Annotated in this window: 15 protein-coding genes; 7 read left to right on the top strand and 8 right to left on the bottom strand. The window is 71.4% G+C overall.

Annotated elements, in window-relative coordinates; all coding sequences use genetic code 11:
- Nucleotides 1-239: 239 nt before the first annotated feature.
- Genes FXF68_RS11215 through phtC form a run of 7 tightly spaced genes read left to right on the top strand, consistent with a single transcriptional unit; the run spans nt 240 to nt 5,518 of the window.
- Nucleotides 240-1,628, top strand: coding sequence for an aromatic ring-hydroxylating oxygenase subunit alpha (locus FXF68_RS11215; RefSeq protein ID WP_148758848.1), 1,389 nt, complete (start codon nt 240-242; stop codon nt 1,626-1,628).
- Nucleotides 1,625-2,212 carry a 3-phenylpropionate/cinnamic acid dioxygenase subunit beta gene (locus FXF68_RS11210; RefSeq protein ID WP_148758847.1) on the top strand — a complete coding sequence of 196 codons (588 nt, stop codon included), beginning with the start codon at nt 1,625-1,627 and terminating at the stop codon, nt 2,210-2,212. Before FXF68_RS11215 ends, FXF68_RS11210 begins: the two co-directional genes overlap by 4 nt.
- A complete protein-coding gene (locus tag FXF68_RS11205; RefSeq protein WP_148758846.1) occupies nt 2,209-2,532 on the top strand; it encodes a hypothetical protein in 324 nt (107 codons plus the stop codon). The genes FXF68_RS11210 and FXF68_RS11205 overlap by 4 nt, the downstream gene beginning before the upstream one ends.
- Complete coding sequence (hcaB, locus tag FXF68_RS11200) at nt 2,529-3,314, top strand: 3-(cis-5,6-dihydroxycyclohexa-1,3-dien-1-yl)propanoate dehydrogenase (RefSeq protein WP_148758845.1); 786 nt, start codon at nt 2,529-2,531, stop codon at nt 3,312-3,314. Before FXF68_RS11205 ends, hcaB begins: the two co-directional genes overlap by 4 nt.
- 49 nt (nt 3,315-3,363) lie before the next feature.
- Nucleotides 3,364-3,561: a ferredoxin gene (locus FXF68_RS11195; RefSeq protein WP_148758844.1), complete on the top strand. Its 198-nt coding sequence runs from the start codon at nt 3,364-3,366 to the stop codon at nt 3,559-3,561.
- Nucleotides 3,558-4,793: an NAD(P)/FAD-dependent oxidoreductase gene (locus tag FXF68_RS11190; protein ID WP_148758843.1), complete on the top strand. Its 1,236-nt coding sequence runs from the start codon at nt 3,558-3,560 to the stop codon at nt 4,791-4,793. Before FXF68_RS11195 ends, FXF68_RS11190 begins: the two co-directional genes overlap by 4 nt.
- A complete protein-coding gene (phtC, locus tag FXF68_RS11185) occupies nt 4,790-5,518 on the top strand; it encodes a 3,4-dihydroxyphthalate decarboxylase (RefSeq protein ID WP_148758842.1) in 729 nt (242 codons plus the stop codon). The genes FXF68_RS11190 and phtC overlap by 4 nt, the downstream gene beginning before the upstream one ends.
- Here phtC and FXF68_RS11180 read toward each other — a convergent pair.
- From FXF68_RS11180 to FXF68_RS11145, 8 genes are read right to left on the bottom strand one after another with little or no spacing between them, the layout of a single operon-like run.
- Nucleotides 5,502-6,251, bottom strand: coding sequence for a cupin domain-containing protein (locus FXF68_RS11180; protein ID WP_148758841.1), 750 nt, complete (start codon nt 6,249-6,251; stop codon nt 5,502-5,504). The genes phtC and FXF68_RS11180 overlap by 17 nt on opposite strands.
- 49 nt (nt 6,252-6,300) lie before the next feature.
- A complete protein-coding gene (locus FXF68_RS11175; protein WP_222869891.1) occupies nt 6,301-7,434 on the bottom strand; it encodes a serine aminopeptidase domain-containing protein in 1,134 nt (377 codons plus the stop codon).
- A 31-nt stretch (nt 7,435-7,465) separates the two neighbouring features.
- Nucleotides 7,466-8,230 carry an SDR family NAD(P)-dependent oxidoreductase gene (locus FXF68_RS11170; RefSeq protein ID WP_187437857.1) on the bottom strand — a complete coding sequence of 255 codons (765 nt, stop codon included), beginning with the start codon at nt 8,228-8,230 and terminating at the stop codon, nt 7,466-7,468.
- Between the two features lie 13 nt (nt 8,231-8,243).
- A complete protein-coding gene (locus FXF68_RS11165; RefSeq protein ID WP_222869890.1) occupies nt 8,244-8,975 on the bottom strand; it encodes an ABC transporter ATP-binding protein in 732 nt (243 codons plus the stop codon).
- Nucleotides 8,965-9,717, bottom strand: coding sequence for an ABC transporter ATP-binding protein (locus tag FXF68_RS11160; RefSeq protein ID WP_148758839.1), 753 nt, complete (start codon nt 9,715-9,717; stop codon nt 8,965-8,967). Before FXF68_RS11160 ends, FXF68_RS11165 begins: the two co-directional genes overlap by 11 nt.
- Nucleotides 9,710-10,570 (bottom strand): branched-chain amino acid ABC transporter permease, encoded by an 861-nt coding sequence (locus FXF68_RS11155; RefSeq protein WP_148758838.1) that lies wholly within the window; start codon nt 10,568-10,570, stop codon nt 9,710-9,712. Before FXF68_RS11155 ends, FXF68_RS11160 begins: the two co-directional genes overlap by 8 nt.
- Nucleotides 10,570-11,448, bottom strand: a complete 879-nt coding sequence (locus tag FXF68_RS11150) for a branched-chain amino acid ABC transporter permease (RefSeq protein ID WP_148758837.1) — start codon at nt 11,446-11,448, stop codon at nt 10,570-10,572. The genes FXF68_RS11155 and FXF68_RS11150 overlap by 1 nt, the downstream gene beginning before the upstream one ends.
- Before the next feature lie 4 nt (nt 11,449-11,452).
- Nucleotides 11,453-12,637: an ABC transporter substrate-binding protein gene (locus tag FXF68_RS11145; protein WP_148758836.1), complete on the bottom strand. Its 1,185-nt coding sequence runs from the start codon at nt 12,635-12,637 to the stop codon at nt 11,453-11,455.
- Nucleotides 12,638-12,720: the final 83 nt, after the last annotated feature.

The raw sequence follows: 12,720 nt of genomic DNA, 5'->3' as shown, positions 1-12,720 counted from the left end.
TGTACCGACCGTTCGGTACGAACGTGACCACCCTCATATGGCCGTCCGGCGAGCGTCCACGGCTTTCCGCAGTGCAGAAGGACACCGGCCCGGCCCTCGGAGCGCCTCCTCGGCGGGCGCGGCCCTGGTTGACAGCCACATTGGGGCGCTGTTCTACTATCCAGAGTGTGACTCTGCACTACAGAGAAACTCGGCGAGACGTCGGGGTGGGAGACGAGGCTCGTGGGGAGACGTCGCGGATGATCGATCAAGCGGGTGTCCTGGGTAGCGTGCGGCGGGGCATGATCCCGGCGCACATCTACAACGATGAGCACGTCTTCGCGCTGGAGAGGGAACGCGTGTTCGGCAGGGCGTGGACGTTCGTCGCCCACGAGTCGGAGATCCCGAGCGCCGGGGACTACGTCGTCCGCCGCGTCCTCGACGACTCGTTCATCGTGGTCCGGGACGAGAAGGGCGAGATTTACGCGCACTTCAACATGTGCCTGCACCGCGGCATGCAGGTCTGCCGGGCCGAGATGGGCAACGCCTCGCATTTCCGCTGCCCGTACCACGGCTGGTCCTACCGGAACGACGGACGGATCGTCGGCCTGCCGTTCCACCAGGACGCCTACGGCGGCGAGGCGGGCTTCAGGCGCAAGAGCCAGCGGCTCCTGCGCGCCCCGAACATCGGCTCCCACAACGGCATGATCTTCATCAGCCTGGCCGACGACGCTCCGCCGCTGCGGGACTATCTCGGCGATTTCGCGTTCTACCTCGACTACTACACCAAGCAGAGTCCGAGCGGGATCGAGATGCGCGGTCCGCAGCGCTGGCGGGTCAAGGCGAACTGGAAGATCGGCGCGGAGAATTTCGCGGGCGACATGTACCACACGCCGCAGACCCACACGAGCGTGGTGGAGATCGGCCTTTTCCGGGAGCCGAAGGCGGAGAAGCGCCGGGACGGCGCCACCTACTGGGCCGGGAACGGCGGCGGCACGACGTACAAACTGCCGCCCGGCGACCTGGACGAGCGGCTCCGCTACGTCGGCTATCCCGACGAGATGATCACGCGGATGAAGCGGGAATGGTCGCGGGAGCAGTGCGACGTCATCGGCCGGGACGGGTTCATGATCTCGGCGGCCACGGTGTTCCCGAACCTGAGCTTCGTGCACAACTGGCCGCGGGTCGAGGACTCCGAGGACGTCGTCCCGTTCATCTCCGTCCGGCAGTGGCAGCCGATCAGCCACGACGAGACCGAGATCCTGTCCTGGTTCGCCGTGGACGCCGAGGCCCCGGAGGAGTTCAAGCGCCTCTCCTACAAGGCGTACCTGATGTGCTTCGGCAGCACGGGAATGTTCGAGCAGGACGACGTCGAGAACTGGGTCTCGTTGACCAACACGGCCGCCGGATCAATGGCCCGGCGGCTGATGCTGAACAGCCGGATGGGCCTGCTGGAGGACGGCACCGAGGTCTCCCCCGCCCTGCCTCCCGAGCGGTTCAGCGGACCGGGCATCGCCCGCACGGGATACAGCGAGCACAATCAGCGGGAACTGCTCCTCCGCTGGGCGGACCACATGGAACGGCCGATGCCGAAGGCGGCCGGTGTCGAGGTCGGCGTGAACGGTCAGCGGGCGGAGGCCGGGAAGTGACCGGCGACCAGAGCACCCATTCGACACGGTCGATCCTCGGCGGCCACGCTCCACGGGAGCAGCGCACCGGCTCGACGCTGCCTTTCGGCGACGAACGGCATCTGCTCGCGCACCAATGGCTTGTCGACGAGGCTTACCTGCTGGACGAGCAGGCGTACACACAATGGCTTGAATTGCTGACCGAGGACATCCACTATCTGATGCCCGTAAGGGTCACGACCGCCTTGGGAACGGGATTCGACACCGCCCCCGGCGCCGCCCACTTCGATGAGAACAAGTACTCCCTTTCGCGGCGCGTCGCCCGTTTCCTGACCGAGCACGCCTGGACGGAGGACCCGCCGTCCAGGCTGCGCCACCACGTCACCAACGTGCGCACGTTCGCGACCGGCGACGACGACCACCTCGTCGTCGACTCCGGGGTGCTGCTGTTCCGCAGCCGCGGCGACGTCCGCGAACCGGCCCTGGTCTCGGCCGGGCGCGAGGACCTGCTGCGCCGCGAGGCGGGCGGCTGGCGGCTCGCGCGGCGCACCATCCTGGTGGACGAGTCGGTGATCCGCATGCAGAACCTTGCGATCTTCCTATGACGATCGGCTGGGAGGGCGAGCAGGAGGACGCCGACAGCGCGGCACGGGCCGAGCGCGAGCGGCAGAAGCTCCTGGAGCACGCCCGGGGCGAGCCGCTCGTCCTGGGCAACGAGTTCTCCGAGATCAGGATCACCAAGGTCGAGACGCGGAACGGCGCCCGGCTGCTGGTGGAGTCCCCGCGCTCGGGCCAGTGGATCGCGCTGTGCCCGCTGGAGCTGGAGGCGCTGACCTGGCAGCAGACCGCGACGTTCTCCGAGATGATCGGCCACCCGTTCGGTTCGCTCGTAGAAGACGAATCCTCCACCGAGGACGACGCATGACGGGCTGGCTGGACGGGCGGCGGGCGCTCATCGTCGGCGCGGGCTCGGGCATCGGGCGCGCGGTGCTCGACGCGTTCCGCGCGGAGGGCGCGTCCGCCGCCGTCCTGGAACGGGACGAGGCCAAGGCCGGGGCGATCGCCGAGGCGCTCCCCGGCGTGCCGGTCACGGTCGGCGACGCGACGACGCGGGCGGCGAACGACGAGGCCGTCGCGACGGCGGTCGCCGCGTTCGGCGGCCTGGACGTCCTGGTCAACTGCGTCGGCGTGTTCGACTTCTACCGCGGCCTCGAAGACCTGGACGCCGACATCCTCGACGAGGCGTTCGCGGAGATGTTCTCGACCAACGTCAAGAGCCACCTGCACTCGGTGAAGGCGGCGCTGCCCGCGCTGCGCCGGTCGCGCGGCTCGATCGTGCTGACCGAGTCGACGTCCGCGTACTACCCGGGACGGGGCGGCGTGCTGTACGTGTCGTCCAAGTTCGCGGTGCGCGGGCTGGTGACGGCGCTGGCGCACGAGCTGGCGCCGGACGTCCGCGTCAACGGCGTCGCGCCCGGCGGCACCCTCAACACCGACCTGCGGGGAATCCCCAGCCTCGGCCAGCAGGCCCGGCGCCTCGACGACACTCCCGGCCGGGCGGCGGAACTGGCCGCGCGCACCCCGCTGGGCGTCGCGCTGAGGGGCGAGGACCACGCCTGGAGCTACGTGTTCCTCGCGTCGTCCCGGTCCCGGGGGATCACCGGCGACGTCGTGCATCCGGACGGCGGCATCGCCGCCAAATCCTGATGCCGCCAAATCCTGATGCCGCCCAACGCAATGACGAAGAGGAGTCGCCATGCCCATCCTGCGGGCTGACAAGGGCGCCTGCCAGGGCTACGCGAACTGCGTCGTGGCCGCCCCGGACGTCTACGACATCGACGACGACGGCGTCGTCGTCCTGCTGAAGGAGCGCGTCCCCGAGGAGGACCGGCAGCGGGTCGAAGAGGCCGCCCGGAGCTGCCCGGTCTCGGCACTGACCGTCGAGGACGAATGAGCCGCACCGCCGTCGTGGTCGGCTCGTCGGTGGCGGGCGTCCGCACCGCCCAGGCGCTGACGGCGGGCGGGTTCGACGGCCGCGTCCTCGTCATCGGCGCCGAGGACACCGAGCCCTACGACAAGCCGCCGCTCTCGAAGCACTTCCTCACCGGCGCCTGGGCGGCCGGGAGGCTGTCCCTCCTGAACGGCGGGCCCTCGGACGAGCGGATCGAGCTGCGCCTCGGAGCCGCCGCCGAACACCTCGACGTCGCGGACAAGCAGGTCAGCCTCGCCGACGGCACCCGCGTCCCTTATGACGTGTGCGTGATCGCGACCGGGGCGTCCGCCCGGCCCTCGCCGTGGGCGGCGCGCGACGGCGTCCACGTGCTGCGGACCCTCGGGGACGGCGCCGCGCTGCGCCGGGACCTGCTGCGCGGCGGCGAGGTCGTCGTGGTCGGCGGCGGGTTCGTCGGCGCCGAGGTGGCCGCCGCCGCGCGCGGGCTCGCCTGCCGGGTCACGATCGTCGATCCGCTCCTCGATCCGATGGCGCGGGTCCTCGGCCCGGCGGTCGGGCCCCTGCTCACCGGCATCCACGAACGCCACGGCGTGCGAACCCGCTTCGGCGCCGGAGTCGTCGCGATCGAAGGGACGAGCGGCGACCTCCGCGTGTTCCTCGACGACGGCACCGTCCTGCCCGCCGCGACCGTCGTGGTCGGCATCGGCGCCGTCCCCAACGACGGATGGCTGCGCTCCTCCGGCTTGGACGTCGCGAACGGCGTGCTCTGCGACGAGTACTGCCGCGCGCTGGGAACGCGGGACGTGTTCGCGGCCGGTGACGTGGCCCGATGGCCGCACCCGCGCCACACCGACCACGTCCGCGTGGAGCACTGGACGAACGCCGTCGAGCAGGCCGCGTGCGTGGCCCGGAACATCGTCCAGCCGGACGAGCCGGTCCCCTACCGGCCGGTGGAGTACGTGTGGAGCGACCAGTACGACTGGAAGATCCAGATCGTCGGGAGCCCGGCGCGGACGACCGGCCACACCGTGATCGGGGACCTCACCGGCGACAGGCCGCGCGCCGCCGTCGCCTCCACCGACGCCGCCGGACGCCTCGCCGCCGCCGTCACCCTCAACTGGCCGCGAGCACTCGTCACGTGCCGACGCCTCCTGGCCGCCGATGCCGACTTCACCGAGGCGCTCGCCGAACTGGACCGGCTGGCCGACGCCCGACCCGCAGGAAGGCGACCATGACCGAAGCCGAACCCTTCGCCGAACTCCGAGGCCAGATCGCGGACGCCTGCCGGGTGCTGGCCGTCCGGGGCCTGTCCGACGGGATCCTCGGCCACATCAGCCTGCGCACCGGCCCCGACCGGCTCCTCGTCCGCTGCCGCGGGCCGCGGGAGCGCGGCCTCACGCACACGACCCCCGCCGACATCCGCCTGGTGGACCTCGATGGCGCGCCGGGTGCGGAAGGCGAACTCGACGGAGGCTGGTCGCCGCCGAACGAACTTCCCCTCCACACCGAGGTGCTGCGGCGGCGTCCCGACGTGCAGGCGGTCGTCCACGCGCACCCGCCCGCCGTCGTGGCCGCCGACCTGGCCGGGCTCGCGATCCGTCCCATCGTCGGCGCGTTCGACATCCCCGGCGCGCGGCTCGCGCAGGCCGGGGTGCCCGTGTATCCGCGCGGCGTGCTGGTCCGCGACCGGCGGCTCGCCGGGGAGATGGTCGCCGCGCTCGGCGACAGGCCCGTGGTGCTGCTGCGCGGGCACGGGATCACGAGCACCGGCGCGACGGTGCCCGAGGCCGTGCTCCGCGCGATCTCGGTCGACACCATCGCGCGGATGTCGCTCACGGTCGCGAGCGCGGGCGGGACGCTACGCGACCTGCCGGACCGCGACCTCGCCGAACTGCCCGATCTCGGCGGGGCGTTCAACGAGGCCACGGCCTGGCGGCACGAGCTCAGCCGCCTTCGGTGAGCGCGTCGCGGAGGCCGTGGAAGACCGCGAGCACCTCCCGGCCGTTCAGGGTCTCCTCGTGCCCGGACGCCTTCAGCCGCACCCGCTCGCCGAGGTCGTGGACGATGAACCCGCCGTCGAACTCGTTGTGCCCGAGGTGCATCTCGTAGGCGCACAGGGCACGCACTCCGCGCATGAACGAGTCGCGCGGGGTGCGCAGCGAGCCGCCGCCGGGCCAGGAGATCTCGACCTCCGTGTCGTGGATCTCGAAGGCGAAGCCGCCGGCCTTCCGGCTCGTGTCCGGCGTGACCGGGTTCTTGCCCAGGTCGTCCCAGAACGGGTTGTGCGGCATGAGCTCCAGGGTGATGCGGCGCCTGCCGTCGCCGGAGTACGTCCGGTGCGCGACCTCCTGGGGCAGCCGCAGCAGGTCACCGGCCCTGCCCACGTAGTGGCCGTACCGCTGGTCGCCCTCGGTGTCCTTGAACTCGACCCGGACGCTGCCGTACGCGATGTAGAGGTACTGCGCGCCGTCGAGGTTGGTGTTCCAGAACGGCAGGAAGTCCGCGGCGCCGGTCGACTCCCAGATCCGGACGGGCCCCATCGCGCCCAGCTCGGCGGGAACGTGCGTCGGACGGTCCGCCGCCCCGCCGAACGTCAACACGTTGACGATGTCGAACAGCTCGTGCCTGCCAGTGATGTGCGACTCGCCAGGCTCGACCTTGAGATCGGCGAAATCCGGGTGCAGTTCGGTCATGCTCTCTCCTTGTGGGGGGACGACCCCCACGCCCCCCGGTTCGCTTCGCTCATGCGCGTAGGCCCTTCTCCTCGATCCAGCCGACCAGCGTGTCGGCGACGTGCGCGATCAGGTCCGGCTGTCCTTGCAGGTAGTGGTTGCCGCCCTCTACCGGCACGAGCCGCCGGTCGTCATGCGGGATCGCGTCGTACATCGACCGGGCGTGGCTCGGGAAGCACACCTGGTCGGCGGTGCCGTACATGACGAGCGTCGGGACGTGCGTCCGCGCGATGTGCCGCGGGCCGTCGCAGTTGGAGTCGTCCACGCTCCACTGGCTGAGCCACGAGCGGAGGCTCGTGTGGTGGCCGAGCGTCGCGGGCAGCAGGTTGGACGTCACCGCCGGACCCCACAGCGTGCCCGGCGTGCGGTCGGACGCGTCGAGCGCCGTGTCCAGGAACCGCGGGTCGGCGACCGTGCCGTGCACCAGGAACGGCAGGTCGCGCAGGCCGTCGTCGCGCTTGTCCAGCACGGCGAGCTGCTCGCGCACCCACGCCGTGATCCGGCGGCTGCGGGCGAGCTGCGCGGCCCGGTACCGCTCGACGAACTCCGCGCTGTACGGCGGGCCGTTGCGCGGATCGAACATGTCCAGCTCGGGATCGCGCTTGAGCGGGTCGTGCTCGTCCACGATCGCCGGGTCCAGCCATTCGGTGTAGACGATGGCGCGGCCCGGGTGGGCCATCAGCGACACGAGGCCGTCCACCGGCGGTAGGTCGGCCTTCGTCAGGTCGGGCGGGTCCCCGGCAGGCGTCGCGCGGACGGTCGGGGACTCGGCCTGGCTCTGGTAGAACGCGGTGAGCCCGCCGCCGCCCGAGTTCCCGATCAGGACGACCTTCTCGTAGCCGCGCTCGCGCAGGAACCCGATCGCCGCCCCGACGTCGAGCACGCAGTTCTCCATGATGAGCGCGCTGTCGTTGCCGATGTAGCGGGTGTTCAGGCCGACCGCGTCCACGCCGCGCTCGGCCAGCGGGCCCAGCAGGTAGTGGCCGAGGAAGTTCGAGCTGGGGTGCACCACGACGACGGCCGTCCGGGACGGCTCCGCCGCGCGGTGCAGCGACCCCCACACCTTCCCCGCCATCCGGGCCACCCCGGAGTAGATGTCGATGCCGGCGCCCGCCGCCATCGGGATCCCGAGCAGCTCGATCACCAGTCACGCACCTTTCGTTTCGTATGTGTGGTCATGCGATGAGGCGGCCGCCGTCGACCACGATCGTCTGGCCGGTCATGAAGCGTGACTCGTCCCCGGCCAGGTAGAGGACGGCCTCCGCGATGTCCTTCGGCTCGCCCGCGTACCCGAGGAGCAGCCTGTCGGTGAGGAAGTCGAGCCGCTCCTGGTCGCGGAAGACCGGGTCGGTGGCGGGCGTCCTGGTCAGTCCGGGGGCCACCGCGTTGCAGCGGATGCCCTCCTTGCCGTAGTCGAACGCGATCGACCTGGTCAGCGCGATGACACCGCCCTTGGCCGCCATGTAGGCGGCGAAGCTCGGGGTCGCCACGAGACCGGCCGTCGACGCCGTGTTGACGATCACGCCGCCGCCCGCCGCGACCATGTGCGGGATCGCGTACTTGCAGCCGAGGAAGACGCTCTTCAACGTGGTGTCGATCGTCCGGTCCCACTCCGGGAGGGTCGTGTCGGCGACCGTGCGGCCGAGCGGCGCCCAGTAGGCGTTGTTGTGCAGGACGTGCGGCCCGCCGTACGCCTCGGCCGCGCCGTCCACCATGGCCTGGACGGCGTCCGGGTCGGTCACGTCGGTCCGGCAGGCGCGGGCGGCGCCGCCGTCCGCCGTGATCGCCTCGACGGTCCGCCGCGCGCCCTCCTCGTCGATGTCGGCGACGGTCACCAGCGCGCCCTCGCGCGCGAACCGGACGGCCGTCTCCCGGCCGATGCCGGACGCGGCCCCGGTGACGATGACGGACCTCTCCTCGAAACGACGGCGAGACGGCACGGTGGTTTCCCTTCTATTCGGCGGAGCCAAGGTAGCCGCGGAGCAGCGACGGGTCCTCCGCCAGGTCGGCGGCGGGGCCGGACGCGGTGACGCGCCCGGCGGTGAGCACGTAGCCGCGGTCGGCCACGGCGAGCCCCTGGGCGACGTTCTGCTCGACCAGCAGCACGGTCTGGCCGTCGGCGGCGAGCGCGCGGATCATCGCGAACACCTCCCGGACGAGCAGCGGCGACAGTCCGAGGGACGGCTCGTCCAGCAGGAGGAGCTTCGGCTTCGCCATCAGCGCCCGGCCGATCACGAGCATCTGCTGCTCGCCGCCGGAGAGGGTGCCCGCCTTCTGCGCCCGGCGGTCCTTGAGGCGGGGGAAGCGGTCGAAGACCTCGTCCAGCGACGCCCGGACCTCCGCGCGGTCGCGGCGGGTGAACGCCCCGACGCGGAGGTTCTCCTCCACGGTCAGGCGGGGCAGGGCGCGCCGCCCCTCCGGCACGTGCGCCATGCCCGCCCGCACCAGCAGATCGCTGCGCAGGCCGGTGACGTCCCGCCCGTCGAGGACGACGCTGCCGGACCACGGCCGGATCATCCCGGACACGGCGCGCAGCACCGTGCTCTTGCCCGCGCCGTTCGGCCCGAGCACCGCGACCAGCTCGCCGCGCCGCACCTCGACGCTCACGTCCGCGACCCCGGTGACGCGGCCGTACCCGGCGCGCAGCCCCGCGATCCGCAGGAGTTCTTCCGGTTCAGGTGCCAAGGTAGGCCGTCCTTACCTCATCGCTGGCCAGGACCTGTCCGGGCGGTCCGTCGGTCAGCCTGCGGCCGAAGTTGAGCACGGTGACGTGGTCGCAGATGTTCGAGATGACGTCCATGTCGTGCTCCACCACGACGACGGTCAGCCCCTCGTCCCGCAGCTCCCGGATCCGCGGGACGAGGGACCGCCGGTCCTCGGCGGTCATGCCGCTCGCGGGCTCGTCGAGCAGCAGCACCTTCGGCCGGGCCGCGAGGGCCCGCGCCATTTCGAGTTGTTTCTGCAGGCCGTAGGGCAGCTCGGCGGCCCGGCGGCCCCGGTAGTCGGCCAGCCCGAACAGTTCGAGGGACCGTTCGGCCTCCGCGCGCAGCCGCCGGTCGCCGCCGGTCCGGAGCGGCCACAGCGACCGCGCCCCGGTGACGGCCCGGCTGTGCTGCCCGAGGAGCACGTTCTCCAGGACGGTCAGCCCGCCGAACAGCCGGATGTTCTGGAACGTCCGGACGATCCCGAGCGGCACCCGCCGCTGCGGGGTGAGGCGGGTGACGTCCCGCCCGCCGAGCACGACCCGTCCCTCGTCCGCCCGGACGTAGCCGGAGACGACGTTGAGCAGGGTCGTCTTGCCCGCCCCGTTCGGTCCGACGACGCCGTGCACCGACCCACCGGCCACCTCAAGGTCGACCGCACCGAGCGCCTCCACGCCCTGGAAATGCTTGGTCACCGCGGACACCCGCAGCAGCGGCTCAGCCAACGGACTCACGCTCCCGTCGCGGGACGAGCCGCGGCAGCCGGACGCCGCCGGCGCCGCCGCGGCCGATCAGCCCCTGCGGGCGCACGATCATCAGCGCCACGAACAGCAGGCCGTAGACGATCTCGTACCACTCGTTCAGCCAGTCGAAGTAGATCGGCAGCAGGCTCAGCGCGATGGCCCCGATGGCCGCGCCCCAGAAGTACTCGACCCCGCCGAGCACGCAGTAGAGGATGATCAGCAGTGCCTGGTGCGGGCCGAACAGCTCCGGGGTGATGACCATGAGCTGGTGCGCGGACAGTGCCCCGGCGACGCCCGTCACCGCGGCGGACGTGGCGAACGCGCCCACCGCGATGCGCGTGATGCGCAGCCCGGACGCCATCGCGGCCCGCTCGTCCTCCCGGATCGCCTTGTGCGCGAGGCCGAGCCGGGACCGGCTCAGCAGCACGAGGTAGCCGACGGCGAGCAGCACGCAGCCGAGCACGAGCGGCACCGTCGTCCCGGTCATGCCGAGCATGCCGCTGGCGCCGCCGACGTAGTCCCACTGCGAGATCAGCAGGTTGATCAGCTGGGAGAAGACGAACGTGATGATGGCGAGGTAGAGCAGCGAGAGCCGCAGCGCCATCCAGCCGATCAGCGCGCCCGCGACGGCCGCCGTGACGCCCGCCGCGACCATGGCGACCGGGAGCGGCCAGGAGAAGTTCACGGTCAGGATCGACGCGGTGTACGCGCCGATCGCCATGAAGGCCGTGTGGCCGAACGAGTACTTGCCGGTCGAGACCGCGATCCAGTAGCCGAGGGCCAGCAGGACGTTGATGCCGACGGTGAGGATGACCGCCTCGTTGAAGCTGGACATCAGACCCTCTCCAACACGCCGGCGTTGCGTCCGAACAGCCCCTGCGGCCGTACCAGCAGCACGATGCCGACGAGGACGAACACGATCAGGTCGCGGAGCGTCGCCGACAGGTAGGCGACGGTCAGCGTCTGGATCAGCCCGATGAGCAGGGCCGCGAGCACGCCGCCCGAGACGCTGCCGAGCCCGCCCACCACGATGATCATCAGTGCGGTGAGCGTGGTGGTGAACCCGTCGAACGGGCTGACCGAGTGGTAGGCGAGCCCGGTCAGCAGGCCCGCCGCCCCGGCGAGGACGCCGGACAGCGCGAACGTCAGCAGGATGACCCGCTGCACCGGGACGCCGAGCAGGCCCGCGGCGGTCGCGTCGTCCGACACGGCGCGGATCGCCGTCCCCCACGGCGTGCGTTCGAGGAACACGTACAGCCCGACCGTCAGCAGCGTGGCGAGCAGCAGGATCACGAGCTGCGCGCCGGACACCGTGAAGGCGCCGAGGTCGAGCCGGACGCCGGACAGCACGTCCGGGACCGTGCGCTGGTGGCTGCCGAACGCCTTGGTGACGGCGGCGGTCAGCACCAGCCCGCAGCCGAGGCTGCTGAGGATCGACGCCGTCGGGAAGTCCGCGGAAACGAACCGGAACGACAGGTAGTACACCGCCACCGCCACGCCCCCGCCGATCAGGGTGGCGGCGGCGAAGCTCACCAGGAAGGGCGCCGGCGTCTCGGTCATGATGAGCGCGCCGAGGACGGCGCTCAGCATCGCCGTCTCGCCGAGGGCGAAGTTCAGCCGGTCCATCGCGCCGACGACGAGGTTGAAGCCCAGGGCGACCAGGCAAAAGGTCGCCCCGAGCAACAGACCGTTGAACAGTTGCTGTGCGAGCATGCGGTCAGCCGGCGCTCTTGTCGATCACGAACTTGCCGTCCTTGACGACCGCCTGGAGCTGCGGCCGCTGCGCGATGCCCTCCTTGAACGTGGTGGCGTCGGCCATGCCCTGGTAGTTCTGCATGGCGTTGAGGGCCTCCTGGATCGCGACCCGGCCCTTCTCGGTGTCGCCCGCCTTCACGCCCTTCTCCTCGATCGCCTTGGCGATCATGTGGACGGCGTCGAAGGCGTAGGCGAAGTTGAGCGGGATGTCGGCCTGGCCGGTGGCCGTCTGCGCCGCCTCCAGCAGCGGCTTCGCCGCGGGCGTCTCGCTGTGCGGGTCGAACTGGGCGGCGGCGAGCGTGCCCTCGGTGTCCTTCCCGCCCGCCGCGACGTAGGCGGCGCCGCCGGACTGGAGCGAGCCGGTGCCGAGCAGCGTGAAGGTCTGGCGCTGGCTGCGCGCCTCCCGCGCGATGCGGCCCGCGTCGTCCGGACCGGCGGCGAGGGCCAGCACGTCCGGCTTCGCGGCGGCGAGCGAGGTCACCTGCGAGGCGAAGCTGGAGTCGCCGCTCTTGAACGTCACGGCCTTGACGATCTCGACGCCGTTGCCGCCGAAGACCTTGCGGAACAGGTCGGCCTGCGCCTTCGTCGTGGCGTTGGCCTCGTCGCTGATGATCGCGGCGCGCTTCAGCTTCCTACTCTGGATGATCTTGGTGAGCACGGGTGTGCTGTTGTCGGCGTCCGGCTGGGCGATCGTGAAGCCGTACGGGCGGGCGTTCTGCAGGACGCCGGGACGCGCCGCGCCGGGGCTCACGATCGGCACCTTGAGCTTGTTGGCGGCCGTGCAGGCGACCTCGCAGCCCGCGCTGTCGACCGGCCCGACGATCGCGAGGACCTTCTGCTTCGCGGCCAGCTCGGGGATGAGCGTCGCGGTGGCGGTCGGCTTGTTCTGGCTGTCGACCTTGACCAGCTCCAGCTTGGCGCCGCCGACGCCGCCCGCGTCGTTCAGCAGCTTCACGGCGTACTCGGCGCCCGCCACCATCGTCTTCGCGTTGCTGGCGAACGGGCCCGCGGAACTGGTGACGAGGCCGATCTTGAGGGTCGTGGACCCGCCGCCGGAGTCGGAGCCCTCGCCGCCGCAGGCCGCCAGGGCCAGCGCGGCGACGGTCAGCCCGACCGCGACGCGACCGGCGGTGCCGGTTGTGATCATCGTGGGATCCCTTCATCTGGCGAGCGTGCGAAGCGCCTGCTGAGCACGGTCTCGGCGGCCAGGTTCTCTTTTCTCCAGAATTG

It is taken from the genome of Actinomadura decatromicini (genome assembly GCF_008121305.1).
Classification (GTDB): Bacteria; Actinomycetota; Actinomycetes; order Streptosporangiales; family Streptosporangiaceae; genus Spirillospora; species Spirillospora syzygii.
This window is presented reverse-complemented; position numbering and strand designations above follow the sequence as displayed.